This window comes from Streptomonospora nanhaiensis (genome assembly GCF_026642255.1).
Taxonomy (GTDB): Bacteria; Actinomycetota; Actinomycetes; order Streptosporangiales; family Streptosporangiaceae; genus Nocardiopsis; species Nocardiopsis tropica.
This window is the reverse complement of record NZ_CP113264.1, coordinates 1,054,917-1,075,385: the sequence shown is the minus strand read 5'-3', so window position 1 is coordinate 1,075,385 and position 20,469 is coordinate 1,054,917. Positions and strand designations below refer to the sequence as shown.

The 20,469-nt window shown below is 72.7% G+C and carries 16 protein-coding genes; 5 read left to right on the top strand and 11 right to left on the bottom strand.

All coding sequences use genetic code 11. The annotated features are described in order from the left end of the window. Nucleotides 1-19 precede the first annotated feature (19 nt). Nucleotides 20-1,306, top strand: coding sequence for a sensor histidine kinase (locus tag OUQ99_RS04840; RefSeq protein WP_267948224.1), 1,287 nt, complete (start codon nucleotides 20-22; stop codon nucleotides 1,304-1,306). A 191-nt stretch (nucleotides 1,307-1,497) separates the two neighbouring features. Here the strand turns inward: OUQ99_RS04840 and OUQ99_RS04835 are convergent, their stop codons facing one another. From OUQ99_RS04835 to wecB, 3 genes are all read right to left on the bottom strand, one after another. Continuing rightward, nucleotides 1,498-3,684 (bottom strand): glycosyltransferase, encoded by a 2,187-nt coding sequence (locus OUQ99_RS04835; protein ID WP_378554033.1) that lies wholly within the window; start codon nucleotides 3,682-3,684, stop codon nucleotides 1,498-1,500. 94 nt (nucleotides 3,685-3,778) lie between these two features. After that, nucleotides 3,779-5,572, bottom strand: coding sequence for a hypothetical protein (locus tag OUQ99_RS04830; protein ID WP_267948222.1), 1,794 nt, complete (start codon nucleotides 5,570-5,572; stop codon nucleotides 3,779-3,781). Between the two features lie 333 nt (nucleotides 5,573-5,905). Then, nucleotides 5,906-7,018, bottom strand: a complete 1,113-nt coding sequence (gene wecB, locus OUQ99_RS04825) for a non-hydrolyzing UDP-N-acetylglucosamine 2-epimerase (protein ID WP_267948221.1) — start codon at nucleotides 7,016-7,018, stop codon at nucleotides 5,906-5,908. Nucleotides 7,019-7,248: 230 nt separating this feature from the next. Here wecB and OUQ99_RS04820 point away from each other — a divergent pair, with 230 nt between their 5' ends. From OUQ99_RS04820 to OUQ99_RS04805, 4 genes are all read left to right on the top strand, one after another. After that, nucleotides 7,249-9,000 (top strand): glycosyltransferase family 4 protein, encoded by a 1,752-nt coding sequence (locus tag OUQ99_RS04820; RefSeq protein WP_267948220.1) that lies wholly within the window; start codon nucleotides 7,249-7,251, stop codon nucleotides 8,998-9,000. A 103-nt stretch (nucleotides 9,001-9,103) separates the two neighbouring features. Then, entirely contained in the window at nucleotides 9,104-10,471 is a 1,368-nt protein-coding gene (locus OUQ99_RS04815; protein WP_267948219.1) for a nucleotide sugar dehydrogenase, read from the top strand. Nucleotides 10,472-10,744: 273 nt separating this feature from the next. Then, nucleotides 10,745-11,917: a glycosyltransferase family 4 protein gene (locus OUQ99_RS04810; protein WP_267948218.1), complete on the top strand. Its 1,173-nt coding sequence runs from the start codon at nucleotides 10,745-10,747 to the stop codon at nucleotides 11,915-11,917. Between the two features lie 91 nt (nucleotides 11,918-12,008). After that, on the top strand, nucleotides 12,009-12,614 hold the full coding sequence (locus OUQ99_RS04805; protein ID WP_267948217.1) for a malonic semialdehyde reductase: 606 nt from the start codon (nucleotides 12,009-12,011) through the stop codon (nucleotides 12,612-12,614). 118 nt (nucleotides 12,615-12,732) lie between these two features. On the opposite strand, the gene OUQ99_RS04800 is transcribed toward OUQ99_RS04805, so the two are convergent. The 8 genes from OUQ99_RS04800 to OUQ99_RS04765 form a co-directional block, all read right to left on the bottom strand. Beyond that, a complete protein-coding gene (locus OUQ99_RS04800; protein WP_267950254.1) occupies nucleotides 12,733-13,563 on the bottom strand; it encodes a glycosyltransferase family 2 protein in 831 nt (276 codons plus the stop codon). A gap of 304 nt (nucleotides 13,564-13,867) precedes the next feature. After that, nucleotides 13,868-14,638 carry a CDP-alcohol phosphatidyltransferase family protein gene (locus OUQ99_RS04795; RefSeq protein WP_267948216.1) on the bottom strand — a complete coding sequence of 257 codons (771 nt, stop codon included), beginning with the start codon at nucleotides 14,636-14,638 and terminating at the stop codon, nucleotides 13,868-13,870. Next, a complete protein-coding gene (locus OUQ99_RS04790; protein WP_267948215.1) occupies nucleotides 14,616-15,665 on the bottom strand; it encodes an iron-containing alcohol dehydrogenase family protein in 1,050 nt (349 codons plus the stop codon). Before OUQ99_RS04790 ends, OUQ99_RS04795 begins: the two co-directional genes overlap by 23 nt. A gap of 5 nt (nucleotides 15,666-15,670) precedes the next feature. Continuing rightward, nucleotides 15,671-16,402, bottom strand: a complete 732-nt coding sequence (locus OUQ99_RS04785) for a phosphocholine cytidylyltransferase family protein (protein WP_267948214.1) — start codon at nucleotides 16,400-16,402, stop codon at nucleotides 15,671-15,673. 33 nt (nucleotides 16,403-16,435) lie between these two features. Next, nucleotides 16,436-17,089: a DUF5941 domain-containing protein gene (locus OUQ99_RS04780; RefSeq protein WP_378553934.1), complete on the bottom strand. Its 654-nt coding sequence runs from the start codon at nucleotides 17,087-17,089 to the stop codon at nucleotides 16,436-16,438. A 92-nt stretch (nucleotides 17,090-17,181) separates the two neighbouring features. Then, a complete protein-coding gene (locus OUQ99_RS04775; protein WP_267948213.1) occupies nucleotides 17,182-18,150 on the bottom strand; it encodes a hypothetical protein in 969 nt (322 codons plus the stop codon). Between the two features lie 228 nt (nucleotides 18,151-18,378). Further along, on the bottom strand, nucleotides 18,379-19,275 hold the full coding sequence (locus OUQ99_RS04770; protein ID WP_267948212.1) for an ABC transporter ATP-binding protein: 897 nt from the start codon (nucleotides 19,273-19,275) through the stop codon (nucleotides 18,379-18,381). After that, a complete protein-coding gene (locus OUQ99_RS04765; RefSeq protein ID WP_267948211.1) occupies nucleotides 19,275-20,120 on the bottom strand; it encodes an ABC transporter permease in 846 nt (281 codons plus the stop codon). The genes OUQ99_RS04770 and OUQ99_RS04765 overlap by 1 nt, the downstream gene beginning before the upstream one ends. Nucleotides 20,121-20,469: the final 349 nt, after the last annotated feature.

The following is a 20,469-nucleotide window of genomic DNA, read 5'->3' as shown; positions in this document are numbered from 1 at the left end:
CGGACGGACATGAGGTGACATGCGCAGGCGGATGGTTTTCTCCACCCTGGTGGTGACCGTCATCGCCGTCATGCTGCTGGGGCTGCCCCTCGGGGCTCTCACGTACAAACTGGTGCACGACGAGAGCAGCCGCCAGCTTCAGGGCGAGGCGGAGCTGATCGGTGCCGAGAGCGACACCATGCTCGAGGTCCACGGGCAGCTCTACCCCGACGAGTTCGACCGCGACCACCCGGCCCGGTTCATCCGGATCACGCCGGCGGGCGCCCCCTCGGGGGCGACGGCGGGGGACCCCGCCCTCGACCCGGAGAACCCCGGCGCGCCCGGTCTGCAGAAGGCCACGGCGACCACCGGCAGGGGGACGCTGGTCGAGGTGTGGACGAGCGCCGAGACGGTGCAGCAGAGCGTCGTGCGCGCCTGGCTGGGCATCGCCTCGCTGTCACTGCTGGCCATCGGCGTCGCCGTGGGGCTGTCCATGTTCCAGGCGCGGCGGCTCACGCTGCCGCTGGCGGACCTGGCCGCCACCGCCGAACGCCTCGGCTCGGGGGTCACCACACCCTGGGGGCACCGCTACGGCATCCCCGAGGCCGACCGGGTGGCGGAGGTCCTGGACCGCAGCGCCGAGCGCATCGCGGGGCTGATCGCCACCGAGCGCCACTTCGCCACCGACGCCTCGCACCAGCTCCGCACCCCGCTCACGGCGCTGACGATGCGGCTGGAGGAGATCATCGCGGAGTCCGGCAACCCGGACGTGGTCCGCGAGGAGGGCGAGGCCGCCCTCGCCCAGACCGAACGCCTGGTGGAGACCGTGGAGAGCCTCCTCGGCAGGGCGCGCAAGAGCCAGAACCCCGAGGTGGAGGCGGTCGAGCTCGACCCCGTCCTCCACCACCTCCAGGCCGAGTGGCAGCCGGTCTTCCAGCAGGAGCGGCGCGAGCTGGTCATCACCGGAGTCTCCGGTCTGACCGCGGTGACGGTCCCCACCGACCTGACGCAGATCATCGCCACCCTGGTGGAGAACGCGTACAAGCACGGCGCCGGGACGGTGACCATCCGGCGCCTGGACACCGGGCAGTCGGTGCGCATCGAGGTCAGCGACGAGGGCGAGGGCGTACCCGAGCACCTGTCCGGGCGCATCTTCGAGCGCGAGGTCAGCGGAGACGGCGGCACCGGCCTGGGGCTGGCCCTGGCCCGCCACATAGCCGAGTCCGAGGGGGCCCGGATCGAGCTGGTACAGACGAGGCCGACCACCTTCGCGCTGTTCCTGCCCGCGGGTGCGGGCGGGCTGTCGAAGATGACCGGCCCGGTCTAGGGCGGTGGCCGGCAGGGTGCGCGGCCCCTCCCCTCCCCCGTGGTCCCGTGCTCATGGCGGCTCCGGGAGCCGAAACCGTCCACGAGTACAGGACCAACGGGGTCGGAGTCCCCCACGTCCCACCGGCCACGGTTCCGGTCGGCCTGCCGCCACCGGTCCCGGGCGCACCGGACCCCGTGCGCGTCCCGGGTTCAGGCGTCCGCGGGCGCGGCCGCCTGCGCCGTGTCCGGCACCTTGCCCCGCACCACCAGGTCGCTCCAGAGCGAGCGCACCCGGCCCAGCCCGTACGCCTCGGTCACCTCGGCGCGCGCCCGCTCGGCCTCGGCCGCGAACCCGCCCCCGCTGACCGTCTCGTGGATGGACTCGGCCATGGCGACGGCGTCGTCGTGGATCCAGTGCGGGTCGTAGATGGTGTCCGCGCCCGGCCACGGCAGCAGCGCGGGGATGCCGCCCGAGGCGGCGCACTCGGCGGGGGCCAGGTGGAACGACTCGTCGTCGCTGGTGGAGAGCATGAACCCCACCCGGCGCAGCCAGGTCGCCACGTCCGGGCCGAACGGGTCGAACACCACCCCGGCCGCGAGCCGCTCGTCGCGCTGGATCCGCCGGTAGACCCGCTCGAAGTAGGCGCGCTCCTCCGGCCGGTTCCAGATCCACCAGTAGTCCCACGGCTGCTTGGTCTTGACCGAGAGCGTGTACCGCGGGTCCATGCGGCGCAGCTCCGCGAGCACGTCGAGGCCCCGGTCCAGCCGCTTGCGCGACGGCGCGATCCCGACCATGCCCAGCGAGTACTCGGCGCCGGAGAGCTTGGGCCGGTCCAGCTGCTCGTCGTCCACCCAGTTGGGCACCACGACGACCTTGTCGGCGGGCCAGCCGGTCAGCTCCCGGGTGAGGTCGGCGTAGTGGGGGCTCACGCACACCACGGCGTCGACCTTGTCGATGTCGAGCTTGCGCGGCCACTCCGCGTACAGCTCGAACCGGTGCAGGCGCACCACCAGTCGCTGGTCGGGGCGCTTCCACTTGGAGTAGAACAGGGCGTTGGGCCCGCACCACTCGCAGATCACCACGTCCGCCCAGGCCGCCAGCTCGCGGGACCGGTACTGGTCGTGGCTGTTCAGCCCCTCCCACTCGTCGATGCGCACGTCCAGCCCGGGCAGGGAGTCCAGGTACTCGGCGAGACGGGTGAAGAACTTCATGTCGTGGCCGGCGACGACCACCTTGAGCGGCCGTTCGGTGTCGACCCCGGCCGGAGCCGGCGGCAGGGCCTCGGTGAGGTAGCCGCGCAGGCGTTCGGCCGCCCGTTCGAGCGTGTGGTCGGCGGCGGCGGCGCGACAGCGCGCGGCGGCGTCGGCGTAGAGGGCCCGGTCGTGGTGGGCGCGGGCGACCACCTCGGCGACGGACTCGACGCCGGCCCCCGCGAACAGCGGGTAGTCGGCGCCGAGCATCGCCTCGTGCATGGGGGTGCGGTTGAGCACCACCGGCAGGCCGAGCGCGCCCAGCTCCAGCACCTTCGTGGACAGCTCCAGGCTGGCGTCCATGGAGGGGTCCCGCCAGGAGATCCCGAACCCGCACTCGGCGGCCTGGCGGAGCGCCTCCGCGCGCGGCATGCCGCCGCGCCAGTCCACTCCGGGGGTGCCCTCCAGCGCCTTGCGCATGCGCTTGGCCCAGTCCGCGGGCTCGGCGTGGATCTTGTCGCCGATCATCACCAGTTCGGCGTCCACGCCCCGCGCGGCCAGTTCGGCGGGGAGCGCGGTCATCTCCAGGGTGTTCCACGCGGGCGCGAACTTGCCGGTGTAGGCGAGGCGTGCGCGGGCGTGGACGGCGCCGTCGGCGCGCACGTCCTCGGGGACCACCACCACGGGCGGGAACAGCACCGAGCGGCCGCAGGCCGCCGACACCGACGACTCCAGGAAGGCCCGCAGCTCCTCCGTCTGGCAGAGCAGGAAGCGGGACGCCACCGCGATCTGGGTGAGTTCGGCGGTGGCGGTCGCCGACAGCTCGCCCACGCTGTGGGGGAAGTCCGTCAGGTAGGTCCACAGCCTGCCCGCCAGCGCCTCCTCCTGCGCCGCGAGCCCGGCCAGGCGGCGGCCGCGCACCACCACCAGGTCGAACGGCTTGCGCTCGTGCTGCCGGGTGAGCAGGGTGACGGCCTGTTCCGGTGTGAGCCCGCGCGGGCCCAGGTCCGGCAGCAGCTTGTCCTCGTAGGGACGCAGCAGGCGGACACCGGGGACCCTGGTGAGGGGCTCGGTCAGCCGGTCGGTGCGCACGGGTGCCTTCAGCAGCAGGGTGACCTCGCATCCGGCGGCGGCCAGGGCCTGCGCCATCGACTGCGCCCAGACAGCGGAGCCGTCGATGATGTTGAGGTCCACGTCCCCGTACAAGAGTGCGCGCGGAGGAGGTGTGCTCACGTTCTTCCCTTCGGATGCTTTCTGGTGGCCCGTGCGGGGCTGACGGCGCTGTCGGTGGGGTCGGGGTTCAACCGACGGCACCGGTGGAGGCGTCCGTGGAGTTGTACACGGCGTCCTCGTCGTCGGCGTCGGGGCCGGCGGGGCCGTTGTCCGGGCCCAGGGCCAGGAGCCTCGTGCCGCGCCGGTTCCACTCGTCCGGGTTCCAGCCGCGCCGCAGGAGGCGGGTGCGGGCGAGTTCCGGGACGACCTCGCTGACGAAGACGTACTGCGGCGCCCCCGTGTCCGGGCGGTCGAAGAAGCCGAGGTCCCCGGCCCCGTCGAGCGGGCTTCCGGGCCCGTGGCCGTCCCCCGCGCTGGCGCCGACGGCGTCGGCGTCGGAGCACTCCACGGCGCACACCAGGTCGGCGAGCCGGGTGGGGCTGAGAGGTCCGTTCCACAGGTGGGCCCAGGGAGCGGTGGCGCGTTCGGCGAGGGCCGCCCAGCGGTCCGGGCCGAGCCCTCCGACGCGCGGGACGGGGGCGCCGGGCGTGTTCCGGGTGAGCTCCTCGGGCGTGTCCGGGGCGCTGAAGCGGACGGTGCGCACGGTGATGCCCTCGGCCCGCAGGCGCTGGATCCCGGGGAGGCGCGACGCCGAGTGGGGCACGACGACCTCGGTGGGCCGCAGGACGGCCCCCGTCAGGTCGGAGGCGAGCAGGTCGGCCTCGGCCTCCCCCGCGGGGTCGGCGAGGACGGCGACGGAGCGGCCCCGGAGCGGGAGCTCCGAGCCGGGTGTGCCGGGCGGGAAGTCCAGGTCTCCCAGGATCTCGGCGAGGCGGACCGGGGTGGCCTCCTGGAGGAAGACCTTGCGGAGCCGGAGGCGCATCGCGGAGGGGGTGACCCGCTCCGCGCGCATGCGCGGCACGGAGACCGCGAGGGCCTCCCCGTGCGGGTTGGCCGCGTGCGGGACCGGGGAGTGGGTGATGACGCCGGCCCCGCATGCCCAGGCGCGGCGGCGGAGCCGGGTGTCGTCGGCCGGGAAGGCCGGGACGACGGCGACGTTGGCGGCGCGCAGGGCGTCGGCGAGGCCGGGCGAGTCGGCGTCCACGACCCCGGCTTCGAGCTCGGTGAGCACCTCGGGGACGGGGGCGTCGGGCGTCTCCCGGACGAACACGGCCTTCGGGCCGGGGGTCAGGTCGGCGGCGACCGGGTTGAACAGGTGCAGCGGGACCCCGGCGTCCCCGCGGTGGACCCGGTCGAAGCCGAGTTCGCGCAGGGCGGGCGGGGCCGGGGCGTCCTCGAGGAGCACCGTGGGGATGCCGCGCGCGGCGGCGGACTCCAGGACCCAGTGCAGGGCGCGGGTGCGGTCGGCGGCCGCCGGGTCCCCGACGTGCGCCCACGGCGATCCGGCGGCCGCGGCCGACGCCGAGACCAGGACCAGGTCGACGTCCACCCCGTCCATGACGATCTGGGCGTCGTGGGGGCGCAGCGGCACGGAGTGCAGGTAGGGGGACACGGCGTCCTGGATGGCGGATCCGACCACGGTGGCGACGACCAGCAGGTCCTCGCTGTTCCCGGCCATCCCGCTCAGGAGCCTGGCCTCCTGGCGGTCGGCGTCGAAGGAGCGGACCGGCTCGGCGCCGGGGCGGCGGCGCTGGACGTGCTGGGTGGTGCCGCTGCGCCGCCAGAGCCGGTAGAGGTCTCGCGGAAGTCTGACGAGGGATCGGCCGGGCCGCTTGGCGGCGGCCGTGAGCGCACGCCCCACCTGGAGTGAGGTGGAGTCCTCCACTGCGGCGAGCCGGGTGCGCGCCTCCTGGAGCTGGGCGTCGCGCTCGGCGAGGGCCTGTTTGAGCTGTTCGGTCTGGCTCTGTTCACGCCGTTTCACGGTCTGCCACCTTGCGTTCTGGTCGGATCGGCGAAACCACCGCGTCCGTCGGGTGTGTCGTGTCCGACTGAGCCGGGTGCTGCTCCCGGCGTGTCCCCGGCCGGGTGCGGATGCCCATGGAGAGGCGCGTCGAGGGCCGGGCGGGACGTCTGGACGGGACGGGGGAGGACGGGTGGGAGTGTGCCATGGGGGATCACCGGGACCGCTGCGCGGGTACCGGGACGACGCGGCGGCCGTCGCGGCGGGGACGCGGGGACGGGATCGGGGCGGAGCGCTGCCGGCCCTCCCTCGGCGGGGGGACCGGGCCGGGCCGTCGTGCGTGCGGCATCGGCGTCACCTGGACCACTGGGTGAGGACGGACGCGATGCGCTCCCCCGCCCGGCCGTCCCACAGGGGCGGGGTGTCGTCGCCGATCCGCTCGGGGGTCTGCCCGTGCAGGACCTTGGTGACGGTGGGGAGGAGGTCGGCCTCCGTGACGAGCTGGTTGGTGCCGTGGGTGATGGTGACCGGCCGTTCGGTGTTGGGCCGCAGGGTGAGGCAGGGGACCCCGAGGATCGTGGTCTCCTCCTGCACGCCGCCGGAGTCGGTGACCACTGCGGCGGCTCCGCGGGTGAGGGCGACGAAGTCGAGGTAGCCGAGGGGTTCGAGGAGGCGCACCCGCGGGTGGTCGCCGAGCCCGGCGCGGTCGAAGGCGGCCTTGCCGCGCGGGTGCACGGGCATGACCACGTCGGCGAGGTCGGCGATCTCGTGGAGGCGGGCGGTGAGGCGGGCCACGTTGTCGGGGTCGTCGACGTTCGCGGGCCGGTGCAGGGTCGCGGCGACGTAGCGCTCCGGCAGGCCGAGGCGGGCGCGCAGGGCGTCGGCGTCGAAGCGGTCGAGGTTGCCCAGGAGGGTGTCGATCATCGGGTTGCCGACCAGGTGGACCCGGTCCGGCGAGATCCCCTCGGCGGCGAGGTGCCCGATGGCCTCGGGGCTCGTGGCGAAGCACAGGTCGCTGAGCTGGTCGGTGACCCTGCGGTTGATCTCCTCGGGCATCGTGTTGTCGAAGGAGCGCAGGCCCGCCTCCACGTGCGCGACCGGGATGTGCAGCTTGGCGGCCACCAGGGCGGCGGCCACGGTGGAGTTGACGTCGCCGTACACGACCACCATGCCGGGCTCGCGCCTGCTGAACTCCTCCTCCAGGCCCACCATGAGCGCGGCGGTCTGCGCCGCGTGCGACCCGGAGCCGACGCCCAGGTCGACGTCGGGGGTGGGCAGGCCGAGGTCGCGGAAGAACACGGCCGACATGCGGTCGTCGTAGTGCTGTCCGGTGTGGACGACCGACTGGTGGGCTCCGCGCCCGCGAAGGGCGGAGACGACGGGCGCGGCCTTGACGAAGTTGGGGCGCGCGCCGACGACGTGCACGATCCCGGTGTCCTGGCTCCCAAGGGGGGCGCTCGTTGCCACGACTCTCACGTTTCCTTCTGTTGGGGTGTTCTTATCGTTGCCGAGGGGCGCGGCGCGCCGGGTCGGGCGGTGTTCCTTGCCCGAGCCGTCCCGTCCGTGTCGCCGTGGTGTCACCACGTGGTCACGTCCGCATGGTTATGTGACTGACCGTGCATGACACCCAGACTCCCGAAACCCAGGTTCCCCGTCCGCGCACCCGCTGGCCGCGGGCGGTGACGTTCACCGTGTCGTTGGCCTGGCGACACCTGCGCTCCGATCCGGCGCGCCTGCCGCTGCTCGCGCTGCGGCTGGCGCCCGGTGCGCCGCGCCGGGCCGCACGCTCCCTGGCCGCCCGCCTGGGCGGCCGGGCCCGCGCCTACGCCCTGTGGGACCAGGGCCGGCGCGCGGAGGCCCGCGAGGCGGTGCTCGACGCCGCGGACGGGGCCTCGCCCCGCCGGGTGGGCCGCCTGGTGGCGGCCTGCCTGGCTGCGGGTGATGCCGATACCGCCCGTGAACTGGTCGAACGCCTCCCCCGGGGTGCGGCCCGCGAGGCCGCTGAGCACCGGACGGCGCTGGCGACGGGACGCGCTGTTCCCGCGTCTCCGTCCCCGTCGGCTGACCATCACGGAATCACGTTAACCCGCGGTGCCCGAACGCGGCCCGACGACACGGTGAACGCTCGGCGACCGGAGGTGCGAACGGGTGAACCGGGGGTCCCGGCCGGTGAACGCCGGCGTCCGGCGGAAGGCGCGTCGGCCCCCGGCGACGGGCTCCGGGTGCTGCACCTGGTGACGAACGCCCTGCCGCACACCAACGCCGGGTACACCCAGCGCACCCACCGGATCGCGGTGGCCCAGCGCGAGGCCGGGATGGACGTGCACGTGGTCACCCGGGCGGGGTACCCGCTCACCAAGGGGGTCCGGGACCCGCGCACGCTGGTGCGGGTGGACGGTGTGACCTACCACCGGCTGATCCCGTGGACGGCCCCCGCCGACGCGGCCGGGGAGCTGGCGGTGGGGGTGCGGATGGCGTCGGAGCTGGTGGAGGCCGTGCGCCCGGACGTGCTGCACGCGGCGAGCAACCACCACAACGCCCGCCTGGCCCTGGAGCTGGGCCGCAGGTTCGACCTGCCGGTGGTGTACGAGGTGCGGGGGTTCCTGGAGGAGTCGTGGCTGTCCCGCGACCCCTCCAGGAGCGTGGACGACGCCTTCTACCGGGCCGAGCGCGCCGCCGAGACGGAGTGCATGCTGGCCGCCGACCTGGTGGTGACCCTGGGCGAGGCGATGCGGGCGGACATCGAGGCGCGCGGGGTGGCCCGGGAGCGCCTCCTGGTGGTGCCCAACGCGGTGGACGCGTCGTTCCTGGAGCCCCTGCCCCCGGGCGACGGAGTGCGGGCCGGCCTGGGGATCGGCGGGGCGGACTTCGTGGTGGGGACCACCACGAGCTGCTTCGGCTACGAGGGCCTGGACGTGCTGCTGGACGCCGTGGCGCTGATGCGCGAGCGCGGGGAGCCGGCCCACGCGCTGATCGTCGGGGACGGGCCGGAGCTCCCCGCCCTGCGCGCCCGTGCGGCGTCGCTGGGACTGGAGGGGGCCGCCCACTTCCCCGGCCGGGTGGCCGCCTCGGAGGTGCGGTCGCACCACGCCGCGCTGGACGTGTTCGCCGTGCCGCGCCGGGACGACCGGGTGTGCCGTGTGGTGACGCCCCTGAAACCCGTGGAGGCCATGGCGGGCGGGCTTCCCGTTGTGGCAAGCGATCTTCCGGCGTTGCGAGAGATTGTGGAACCGGGAGTGACTGGAGAGTTAATTCCCGCGGGCGAATCGGCACGTCTAGCTGATGTCCTGACAAATCTCGCCTACAGTCATGAAAAGCGAGCCGCCTACGGCCTCGCAGGTCGCAGCCTCGTCGGTGCCGACCGCACGTGGGCCGAGGCCGCATACCGCTACAACCAGGCGTATCGGGTTCTTATTCAGAAACTGTCCGAACCAGGCCAGAACCCGTGAGCAGAGGCAACACCTACCTACACTCGGACGCCCCGGGCACTGAGTAATGGCGGTCCTCGAAACTTGCGCCCGTTCACGAAATGAATGCGAGTGTGACCACGAAGTGGATGCCGCAGCCTCCAACCCAGCCCTTGTCCCCGAGCAGCCCGCCGCGGCGGTCAGCGACCTCGTCGTCCTCGGACTCGGTTACGTCGGCCTGCCCCTGGCGGCCGAGGCCGTGTCCGCGGGGCTGAAGGTCACCGGCCTCGACGTGAGCGACCGAGTCGTCGACGGCCTCAACAGCGCGGTCTCCCACGTCGACGACCTCTCGTCGGAAGACGTCGACCGCATGCTGGAGCGCGGGTTCACCGCGACCACGGACCCGGCCTGCCTTGCGGCGGCGCGCACCATCGTCATCTGCGTTCCCACGCCCCTGTCGCCCGAGGGCGGCCCCGACCTGGGCGCGGTCACCTCCGCGGCCCGGTCGATCGCGGCGCACCTCCAGCCGGGGACCCTGGTCATCCTGGAGTCCACCACCTACCCGGGCACCACCGACGAGGTGGTGCGGCCGCTGCTGGAGGAGTCCGGGCTGGTCGCCGGGGCCGACTTCCACCTGGCGTTCTCGCCCGAGCGCATCGACCCGGGCAACGCGACCTTCGGCGTGGCCAACACGCCCAAGGTCGTCGGCGGGCTCACGGAGGAGTGCGGCGAGGCCGCCGCCGTCTTCTACGGCAACTTCGTGGACACGGTGGTGCGCACCCGCGGGACCCGCGAGGCCGAGATGGCCAAGCTGCTGGAGAACACCTACCGGCACGTCAACATCGCCCTGGTGAACGAGATGGCCATCTTCTGCCAGGAGCTGGGCGTCGACCTGTGGGACTCCATCGCGGCGGCGGCCACCAAGCCGTTCGGCTTCCAGGCCTTCTACCCGGGTCCGGGCGTCGGCGGGCACTGCATCCCGATCGACCCGAACTACCTGTCGTACAAGGTCAAGACCCTCGGCTACCCGTTCCGCTTCGTCGAGCTGGCCCAGGAGATCAACAGCCGGATGCCGTCCTACGTCATCCAGCGGGCCCAGGAGCTCCTCAACGAGTCGGGGATGGCGCTGTCGCGGTCCAAGGTGCTGCTGCTCGGCGTCACCTACAAGGCCGACATCGCCGACCAGCGCGAGTCGCCGGCCCGGCCGGTGGCGCGCAAGCTGGCCGCCAAGGGCGCCACCCTCTCCTACCACGACCCGCACGTCGAGTCGTGGCAGGTGGACGGGGTGGACGTGCCCCGGTCCACCGACCTGGACCAGGCCATCGCCGAGGCCGACCTGACGATCCTGCTCACCGACCACGCCGAGTACCGGCCCAAGCGGCTGGAGGAGTACGCGCGACTGCTCCTGGACACCCGCGGCGTCCTGCGCCGTCCCGACCCCGAGGCCGGGACCGCGGCCGTGCCCGCCCAGGCGCGACGCCGTCCGAGGCGCGAGGGGATCCAGGTCCTGTGAACTGAGGCACGGGCCGGGGCGCCCCGAACCGCTCCCGGCCCGTGCGGGCCCCTGACCGGCACGCCGACGCGGACACCCACGGTGTCCATCGGCGTGCCTTGTCGTGTTCACCCGGCGCTCCTGGAAGGTTCACCCGATTCACCCCGCCTGGCCACCGCGCTTTCCTCGACCCGTTTCCGCTGGTGAATACCGTGTCGAACAGCACGTATCGCCATCACAAAGCGGATCATCTTCGTAGATGGCCCCATTCGGTGACACAGGTAGGTGAACTCGATGCACGCGCTTGTGGCCACGGTTGTGCACCACCCGGAGGACGCTCGGATCCTGCACAGGCAGATCCGCGCCCTGTTGGACGCGGGACACACGGTGACCTATGTGGCCCCGTTCCGGGAGTGCGGCGTGACCCCGTGGGCCGAGGTGCGCTCGGTGGACGTGCCGCGCGCCTCGGGCCGCGAACGGCTGACCTCGCTGCGCGCCGCCCGCGCGGTGCTCGCCGAGCACGCGCCCCACGCCGACCTCCTCCTCTTCCACGACCCCGAGCTGCTGCTGGCCCTGCCGGCGAAGCGGCCGGTGACGGTGTGGGACGTGCACGAGGACACGGCCGCCGCCCTGCTCACGAAGCCGTGGGTGCCCAAGCCGCTGCGGCGGCCCCTGGGCGGCGTGGTCCGGGCCTTCGAGCGGCGTGCGGAGCGCCGCATGCGGCTGCTGCTGGCGGAGGAGGGGTACCGCTCCCGCTTCCGGTGCGACCACCCTGTGGTGCCCAACACCACCGAGGTGCCGGAGATCCCCCTCCGCGCCCCCGGGGACGACCGGGTGGTCTACCTCGGGCACGTCTCGATGGCACGGGGCGCACGCGAGCTGGTCGAGCTCGGCCGGACGCTCCGTCCCCACGGGGTGCGGCTGGAGGTCATCGGCGGGGCCGACGTCGGCGTGCGGCCGATGCTCCGCGAGGCCCAGCAGGAGGATGCCCTGGACTGGTACGGGTTCGTGCCCAACGACCGGGCGCTGCGCATGTGCGCGGGCGCCCTGGCCGGGGTCAGCCTGCTGCACGACACCCCGAACTACCGGCACTCGATGCCGACCAAGGTCGTGGAGTACATGGCGCACGGCCTGCCCGTCGTGACGACGGCGAACCCGATGGCGGAGGGCCTGGTGACGGGGCGCCCGGAGGGCCCCGCCGGTCTGGTCGTCCCGTTCGGGGACGTGCCGGCCGCCGCGGAGGCGGTACTGCGGCTGAAGCGCGACGGGGAGCTGCGCGAGCGGCTGGCCCGGACGGGGCACGAGATCGCGCAGGCGTCCTACCACTGGCCGGTCCAGGCCAGGGTGTTCGTGAAGCGCCTGGAGGCATGGGTGGACGAGGCGGCCGGCCCGGTCCCCGTCGTCCCCCTCCCGAGGGGGGCGCAGGGCACAGGGGTCCGTGAAGGAAGCCACACCTACCAGCCCTGAGAAATATCTTCCTAGTCAACTAGGTTGTTGCTCGTGCCGGAGCGCTTTTTCGGCATTCTCCCTGATCACGAGCACGACCGAGGTATGACACATGAGTGAGACGCTGGTTCTCGACAAGGCCGCGCAGGACCTCCTGTTCCGCGACGCCCGCACCGCCAACTCCTTCACCGACGAGCCGGTGACCGACGAGCAGGTGCGCGCGATCCACGACCTCGTCAAGTACGGGCCGACCGCCATGAACAACCAGCCGCTGCGGGTCACCGTCGTGCGCTCGCCGGAGGCCCGCGAGCGCCTCGTCCCGCACATGGCGGGCAACAACGCGCCGAAGACCTCGACGGCCCCGCTCACGCTGATCCTGTCCGCGGACAGCGACTTCCACGAGCACTTCCCGAAGACGTTCCCCGTGGCCCCGGACGCCCGCGACAACTTCGCCGGGATGCCCGTCGAGGCCCGCGAGACCATGGCCGCCCAGAACACCCTCCTCCAGATCGCGTACCTGATCGTCGGGGTCCGCGCCGCGGGCCTGGCCGCCGGCCCCATGACCGGCTTCGACGCCGAGGGGGTCCGCCGGGAGTTCTTCGGCGAGGACTCCCCGCTCCGGCCGCTGGTCGTCATGAACATCGGCAACCCCGGCCCGGACGCCTGGTTCGACCGCCTCCCCCGCCTGGACTTCGAGGAGGCCTTCACCGAGGTCTGACCCGCACCACGGCCGAGGGGCCGGACACCCGCGAACGGTGTCCGGCCCCTCGGCCGTGTCCGGCCCGGCCCGTCGCGACCGCCCTCCGCACGGCGGGGCGGCCGGTCGCCGTCCGGGGTCAGATGACCGGCGGGCGCCCGGCCCGGGTCATCCGCCACGCGGTCGACCAGCGGATCGGGGTGCGCGGGCCGGCGTCCTCGCGCCAGCCCTCGCGGAACCCGGCGAACCACGAGCGCAGCGCGGCGCGGTCGCGCTCGCGCAGCACCGTCAGCCCCACCCAGGTGCCGAGGTAGGCGAAGGCGAGGGGCCACGGGAGGTTGCGGCGGGCCAGCCACACCCGGTTGCGGGCGTTGAGCCGGTAGAAGTTCTCGTGCCGCGTCGGCGCCACCGCGGGGTGGTACATGACCGCGTCGGCGTCGTACTCGATCGTGTAACCGGCGTCCATGATGCGCCAGGCGAGGTCGGTCTCCTCGTGGGCGTAGAAGAAGTCGCCGGGCAGCCCACCGCCGGCCTCGAAGGCCGTGCGGCGGATGGCGCAGGCCCCGCCGAGGAACGTGGTGACCACGCTCGACTCCCGGGAGTCCCCCACGCGCAGGCGCGGCACGTGGCGGCGCTGGTCGGGGCCGCCGTCGGGGTCGGCGATCCGGAAGGACAGCGCGCCCAGCGACGTGTCGGCGGCGAACCGCTCCCGCACGTGGCGGGCCAGGTCGGTCGAGCGGTACCAGCCGTCGTCGTCCAGGAAGAGGATGATGTCGCCGTCGGTGGCCTTGACCCCGTGGTTGCGCCCCTCGGGGATGCCGACGTTCTCCGGGAGGAGCACCGTGGTCACACCCTCGGGCATCTCCGGCAGCTGAGCCCCGTTGCTGACCACCACGACCTCGACGTCCGCGTCCTCCTGCTCGAACACGCTGGTGATCGCGCGGCGCAGCTCGGCGGGGCGGGTGCCCATCGTCAGCAGGACGCAGGAAAGTGTGGGCTTGCTGCTACCGGACACCTGGGCGCGGCTCCGTTCGGCTCTTGGCGCTCGGGAGACCTCAGCCGCGGACGTCGCGGTGTCAGACGCGGGTGGGATCACGGGTGTGGCCATGTTTGCGACCGTTCAGTGGACGACATGCTGCTGGCAGGTGGACACCCGCCAACATTCGCAGAAACAGACTAACGAAAGAATAAAAGGGAGGTGTACGGGGCCGTGGACGGGGTACCCGACCGCGGCCCCGTGGGAGGGGCGGCTCACCGGCGCGGCGGCCGGCGGTTCACTCCAGGCGCCGGGAGGCGAGGACGCTCACGAAGTGGGCGAAGCTCATCACCACGGCCACGAACGCGCACGCCGCCACCAGGAAGCGGGTGGCGGCCAGGTCGCCGAGGAAGGCGTCCACCACGGCGGCCGCCACGATGATCAGGGACAGCTCCACCGCCTGGATGAGCCGGTGGACCTTGAGGGCGGAGGCCAGGCGGCGCGCCAGGCCCAGCCCGGAGGAGCGCGGCCGCATCGCCTCGTCCGAGACCTTCTCGGGCAGCCCGGCCTTGGCTCGGGCCACCACGACGTTGTCGGTCTCGGCCTTGATCAGGGCGACGCCGATCGCCGCGGCCATGCCCAGGATCACCCAGCCGCCCGCCTCCCACTCGCCCTGGGCGCGGATGCCCAGGCCGATGAGGAGCGCGATCTCGGACACGTAGTGCCCGATCCGGTCCAGGTAGATCCCCGCGACGCTGGTGCGCCCGGTGTACCTGGCCACCTCGCCGTCGGAGCAGTCCAGCAGGAGGTAGACCTGGATGAACACCGCCGCGAGGACGGCCGACCACAGTCCGCCGAACGCGACGACCACCCCGGACAGGACCCCGAACGCCATCATCAGGTAGGTGATGGGGTTGGGCGGGACGCGCAGCCGGACGAAGAACGTCGTCAGGTACGGGGAGATGTCCCGCATGTAGAGGCGGCCGGCCCAGTGCTCCTCGTTGGTCCGCTCCTTGATGCCGGCGGGCTGGCCCCCTGCTCGGACCTCAGCGACCGACGGCTTCGACATAGTCCTTGACGCTCCGTCCGATCTCGTCCTCGGAGAGGTTCAGGTGTTCCAGGATGGTGAACCGACCCGGCCGGGTGTCCGGCGCATGGGCCACCGCCCGCGCGAACGCCGCCTCGTCGAGGCCGACGTCCGAGGGGACGACGGGCAGTTCGTGGCGGATCAGGCAGTCGCGGATCTCGTTCATCCGCGACTCCGACCAGCCCAGGTGCCGCACCCGCAGGAAGGACGCGTAGAGCGCGCCCAGTCCGGCGAGCTCGCCGTGGTTGCTGACACCCGGGTGGAGCTGGGTGACCGCGTGCAGGATCTCGTGGCACGCGCCGCTGGCGGGCCTGCTGGACCCGGCGACCGACATGGCCATCCCGGAGAGCACGAGGCCCTCGGCGAGCACGGTGAGGAACGCGTCGGACTCCACCGAGTCGGGGCGGTGCAGGACCGCCTCGGCCGCGACCCGGGCGAAGGTGACGGCCATGCCGTCCACGGGTTCGCCGTTGACGCGGCCGGCCAGCTCCCAGTCCTCGATGGCCGAGATGTTGCTGACCACGTCGCCGATGCCCGAGCGCACCAGGTGCGGGGGGGCCGCGCGGACGTAGTCGACGTCGATGACGACGGCGATGGGCATGGTGACGCCGATGGACGGCTTGCCGCCCTCGTGCTCCAGGGAGCTGACGGGGGAGGCGATGCCGTCGTGGGCGAGGTTGGTGGCCACGGCCACCATGGGGATGCCCGCCATGGTCGCGGCGAACTTGGTGACGTCGATGGTCTTGCCGCCGCCGATGCCCGCGACCGCCTCGTACGCGCCGGAGCGGAGCTTCTTGCCCAGCTCGTTGGCGGCGTCGACGGTGCCCTCCTCGACGTGGAAGACCTCGCAGTTGGGCAGGTCCAGGTCGGCGGCGATCTGCGCGCCCTGCCCCGGGCCGACGGCCACGGCGATGCGGCCCTCGGTGGCGATCCGCCGGTCGGCGAGCAGCGTCCCGAGGGAGGAGACCGCCCCCCGCCGCACGTCGATCGCCAGCGGGGAGGGGAGCATTCGGGCTAGTAGCGGCACGCGATCTCCCTGGCCTTGGCGAGGTCGTCGTGGTTGTCGACCTCGACCCAGTCCACCTCGCCGATGGGCGCCACGGCGACCTTCTCGCCCCGGTCGACCAGCTCCTGGTAGCCGTCCTCGTAGTAGAGCTGCGGGTCGCGCTCCCAGGTGGCCTTGAGGGCGTCGGCGAGGCGGGGGGCCAGGGACCCCTCGATGAGGGTGGCGCCGATGTACTCGCCGGCGGCGGTGGCCGGGTCCATGAGCTTGGTGATGTTCCTGAGGTGGCCGTCCTCGTCGAGGGTCACCTTCATCTCCTCGTCGGCGAGGCTTTTCACGTTGTCCACCGCGAGGAGGAGCTCAGGTCCCCGGGCGGCGAGTAGCGTTTCCTCGACGCTCACCGGGTGGACGGTGTCGCCGTTGACCAGGAGGACGCCCTCGGAGAAGAACTCGCGCGCGGTCCACAGGGAGTAGGCGTTGTTCCACTCCTCGGCCTTGTCGTTGTAGCTGAGGGTGAGCTTGACGCCGTGGCGCTCCTCCAGGGCCTCCTTGCGCGCCTCGACGGCCTCCGCGCGGTAGCCGACCACGACGACGACGTCGGTGAGCCCGGCCGCCGCCAGGTTGCGCAGCGAGATGTCCATGATGGTCGTCTCGCCGTCGACTGGCACCAGGGCCTTGGGCAGGGTGTCGGTGTAAGGACGCAGCCGGCGCCCCGCGCCTGCGGCGAGAACCATTCCGAGCATGAGGGCGTGTTCCTCCTTGTGTCGGGGAGGCTGTCACGCCTCCCCGTTCGTTCCGGCGGCCGGTTGGCCCCCGTCTCCGTCTCCGCTGCCGGGTCGGGAGATCCGGGGATCTCCAGGGCCCGTGTCGCCACCGCCGGGGGGAGCGGTGGTCCTGGTGAGCACGTCGGTCACCGGTGTCGCACTCCAGGTGCGCACGGACTCCCGCACGAGCAGCACCGCCAGGTATCCGGCGAGTATGCCGTAGGCGGGGGTGAGCGCGTGGAGCGCGCCCCCGGCGGCGACGGCGAGCATGCGGCCGTCCCACCCGAGTGCCGCGCCGCGCACCCACGCCGGTCTGGCCGTGCCGGCCATGGGGCGTGCCACGTCGTCGCGATGGTGGCAGACGACTGCCACCAAGAGTACGAACACCAGGGGACCTGGTACGCCGGACGCCAGTCCCAGCACCGCCAGAAAGGTGTACTCGGTGGCACGGAGGACGGGTGGTACGAGCCAGTCGGACCGTCCGTCGTGGGGGTGGCCGGAGGTCAGTCCGGACAGTAGCAGGGCAGCGACCGGTGCGAACAGGGTAATGCCTGCCAAGTGTCCTCGGTCTGCCACGAGGAGTGTTCCGACGACCAGCGCCCCGGCGAGCGCGGGCAGCAGGGGAGGTACGGCACCCGGCGCGATCCGGCCCAGCAGGTACGACATGTGACCGTCATCACGGAGAAATCGCAGGTCCGGAGCGGTGGGGACACGCCCTCCCCCGGTGTGCGCCCCGGTCGCGCCCGCCCCGACCCGGCTCACCGGCGCACCCCGCGCGCGGTGGGGTCGACGAGTTCCCCGGTGACGGCGATCGCGCAGCCCACGATGAGGGTGACGAAGGCGACCCGCGCGTCCCAGACCGTGGCGGTCACCGCGATCACCAGGAAGCGCGTCGGCTGGGAGAAGGCGGTGAGCCGCCGGGCCGGGGCGGTCGGCGCCGGGTCCGGCCGGAGGGCCCCGGTCCGGGCGTCCGGCGCTCCGCGGCCCGCGCCCTCCCCCGCGCCGGGGGCGCGGCGGGGGCCGGCCCCGGCCGTGCGGTACCCGGCGGGTTCGGCCTCACGCGGCCGGGGCGGGACCCCGTCGAGCCGGACCCCCGCGGCGGCCGCGCCGTCGGGGCCCGCCCCCGGGACCCGGCCGCGGGCCCCGGGCGAACGGGGTCCGGGCGAACGGGGCCCCGGGGCCGCGGCGCCGAGCAGCCGGCTCGTCAGCCCGGGGTCGCTGTCGCGCGGGGGACGGGTGGGACAGCAGGGCGCGAATCCACCCAGGAGGCCGCCAGCGCGCCCCTGGGAGGACAGCGGGGCGGGTTTCACGTTCCGCCCCGGAGAGGCCGCGACCGGGGCCTCGTGGGCCGCCAGGAGCGAGTCCCGCAGGGCCAGTGCGACGAGCGCGCCCGCCGCCCAGCCCCACGCGCCCCCGAGGCCCGCCAGGACGGCGCCGGCGGCCAGGCCCAGGTAGACCACGCACTCCCGCAGCTGCGACAGCATCGCCGCCAGCCACAGGGTGAGGGCGTCCCCGCGGTCGGCCCGCATGCGCGCGCGGACGGCGTCGCAGAACAGGACCGCCGCCAGGAAGGCCGACCCGGCCAGGCCGCCGACCGTGTCGGCCCGGGAGAACCAGACCGCGGCGCCGACCGCCCCGACGACGCCGATCCTGGTCACCCCGGCCCGGGTGACGTGTCTGCGTTCCAACATCCGCGCGGCCGACCGCGCCAGCGTGCCGTAGACCATGGGTGCCCTCCCACACTTGGTGAGTGACACCGTCGCCTACGGTGCGTAGTCAATCAAACACTGACACGCACCTTGTGTCCGCTAAGCCGGGGTCCGGCCCCGCAGAGGCCTTTCGTCCGGGCCCCGGAAAGGCCGGGCCCCGGAAAGGAACGTGCGCACCGCCGGAACACACCGGCGATGCGCACCACGGCCTTCCGGGACGGGCCTGTCGGCGGGGCGGACCCGCGCTCAGGCGGTCCTGCCGCCGTCGGCCCCGTCCTCGCCGGACTCCCGGTCGTCGATCTGCTTCTCGGCCTCCTCCGCGCGCTTCTTCTTCGCGGCGTCGCGCTTCTTGCGCTCGGCGATCTCGGCCTTGGTGTCCTCCTCGTACGCGGCCAGGGCGGCGTCGATGTCGGTGTCCAGGGCGAGCCCGCCGCCCTTGACGTACAGGCCGCGGTTGCAGAACCGGCGCAGGTCCCTCTCGCTGTGCGAGACGAGCACCATCGTCCGCTGGTTGGCCAGCATCCGGTCGATGGCCTCGTAGCACTTGCGCTTGAAGGCCTTGTCGCCGACCGCGAGGACCTCGTCGACCAGCATGATCGGGTGCTCCAGCTGCGAGATCAGCGCGAACCCGAGGCGCACCTTCATGCCGCTGGAGTAGTGCCGCACCGGGGTGTCGATGAACTTCGACTTGATCTCGGCGAAGTCGACGATCTCGTCGAAGCGCTCGTCGATCTGCTTCTCGGTCATCCCGTGCAGGGACCCGACCAGGTACACGTTCTCGCGGCCGGTCAGGTTGTCGTTGAACCCGGCCCGCAGCTCCAGGAGCGGCGCGACCTTGCCGTGGACGTGCACCTCGCCCTCGTCGGGCATCAGGACCCCGGCGATGAGCTTGAGCAGCGTGGACTTGCCCGTGCCGTTCTTGCCGACGATGCCGACGCACTCGCCCCGGTTGATCTCGAACGCCACGTCCCGCAGCGGCCAGAACTCGTCGCCCTCGGCGTTGGGGTCGCGCTTGGTGCCGTGGATGAACATCTCGCGCAAGCTGCGCTTGCGGCGGCGGTTCACGGCGAACTTGACGCCGAGTCCCTTGGCCTCGATGACCGGCCCACTGGTCAGCCCGGCGCCGTAGTCGGTCTGCGCCATCACAACTCCTTCAGGACGGACATCTCCAGGCGGCGGAACGTCCAGTATCCGATGATGAGCATCAGGATCGAACCGACCACCGAAGAGGTCAACGCGAGGGTGCTCGGGGTTAGTTCCGCGAACTCAGGGAACCACACCGCGCGGTGCATCTGGAAGATGCCCATCAGCGGGTTGAGCTGGTAGAGGGTCTTCAGCCACTCGGGGATGCCGGAGCTGAGGACCATGGAGGCCGGGAACAGGATCGCCGATCCGTAGAACAGCAGGCGGCTGAGGATCCGCACGAGGCGCTCCACGTCGCGCAGCAGCACGTTGACCGCCGACAGGAACAGGGTCACGCCGAGCCCGAACGCGAACGTCAGCACCACCGCGAGCGGCAGCCAGACCAGCAGGCCCATGAGGGTGAAGTGGCCGCCCAGCGCGAAGACGAAGACCAGCAGCACCGGCCAGGTGAGGATGTACTCGACGAACTTCGTGCCCACCGTGGCCATCGGGAAGATCTCCCGGGGCACCTTCATCGTGGTGATCAGCTTGGAATGCGTGAGCATCGCCCGCGGCGCCTCGTTGAGGATCGCGCCGAAGGTGGTCCACGGCAGGATCCCGGCCACGAGGAAGAGCACGAAGCCGCCGTAGGCCTGAGCCTCCGGGGGCATGCCGCGATCAGCGCTGAGGATGACCCCGAAGACGAAGTAGTAGACCATCGTCAGAGCCAGGGGCTCCAACATCGTCCACGCGTAACCCAGTACGGACTGCTGGTACTTGACCTTCAGGTCGCGCCGGACCAGGAGGCCGACGACCTTCCGGTGCTCCCAGACGGCCAGCGCCCTTGACGCCACCGCCACCTCCAAGGGTTGTTTTCTCGTCCGGTCAGCGAGGTGGCCGGACAGGCGTGTTCGTGTCTCGCCTGTGCGCACCGGTCGACACGCGCGGTCCACCCCGCGCCGGGTGTGCCGGAAACGGGGGAGCGTGTCCGGGCGACCGGGGGATGTCACGGACCGCGCCCGGTTCCCACCGCATCGGAGGAGGTCTGGACCGGGCACGCCATACAGGCGTCCATAGGTTACCGCTGCGGACGACGGGCCGCGCCAACCAGCCCTCCCCCTCCGGGCTGTGCGCGCGGTCACGCCCCGTGTCGCCGCGGCGGTCCGCTAGCCTCGGCCCGAGGGCGGAGATCATGTCCTTTACGGGGAACAACCG

Bases quoted from the DNA above. Each gene is read 5' to 3' on its own strand.
- OUQ99_RS04840 (WP_267948224.1), top strand. From the start codon at position 20: ATGCGCAGGCGGATGGTTTTCTCCACCCTGGTGGTGACCGTCATCGCC.
- OUQ99_RS04810 (WP_267948218.1), top strand. From the start codon at position 10,745: ATGCACGCGCTTGTGGCCACGGTTGTGCACCACCCGGAGGACGCTCGG.
- OUQ99_RS04805 (WP_267948217.1), top strand. From the start codon at position 12,009: ATGAGTGAGACGCTGGTTCTCGACAAGGCCGCGCAGGACCTCCTGTTC.
- OUQ99_RS04800 (WP_267950254.1), bottom strand. From the start codon at position 13,563: ATGGGCACCCGCCCCGCCGAGCTGCGCCGCGCGATCACCAGCGTGTTC.
- OUQ99_RS04795 (WP_267948216.1), bottom strand. From the start codon at position 14,638: ATGTCGAAGCCGTCGGTCGCTGAGGTCCGAGCAGGGGGCCAGCCCGCC.
- OUQ99_RS04790 (WP_267948215.1), bottom strand. From the start codon at position 15,665: ATGCTCCCCTCCCCGCTGGCGATCGACGTGCGGCGGGGGGCGGTCTCC.
- OUQ99_RS04785 (WP_267948214.1), bottom strand. From the start codon at position 16,402: ATGCTCGGAATGGTTCTCGCCGCAGGCGCGGGGCGCCGGCTGCGTCCT.
- OUQ99_RS04780 (WP_378553934.1), bottom strand. From the start codon at position 17,089: ATGTCGTACCTGCTGGGCCGGATCGCGCCGGGTGCCGTACCTCCCCTG.
- OUQ99_RS04775 (WP_267948213.1), bottom strand. From the start codon at position 18,150: ATGGTCTACGGCACGCTGGCGCGGTCGGCCGCGCGGATGTTGGAACGC.
- OUQ99_RS04770 (WP_267948212.1), bottom strand. From the start codon at position 19,275: ATGGCGCAGACCGACTACGGCGCCGGGCTGACCAGTGGGCCGGTCATC.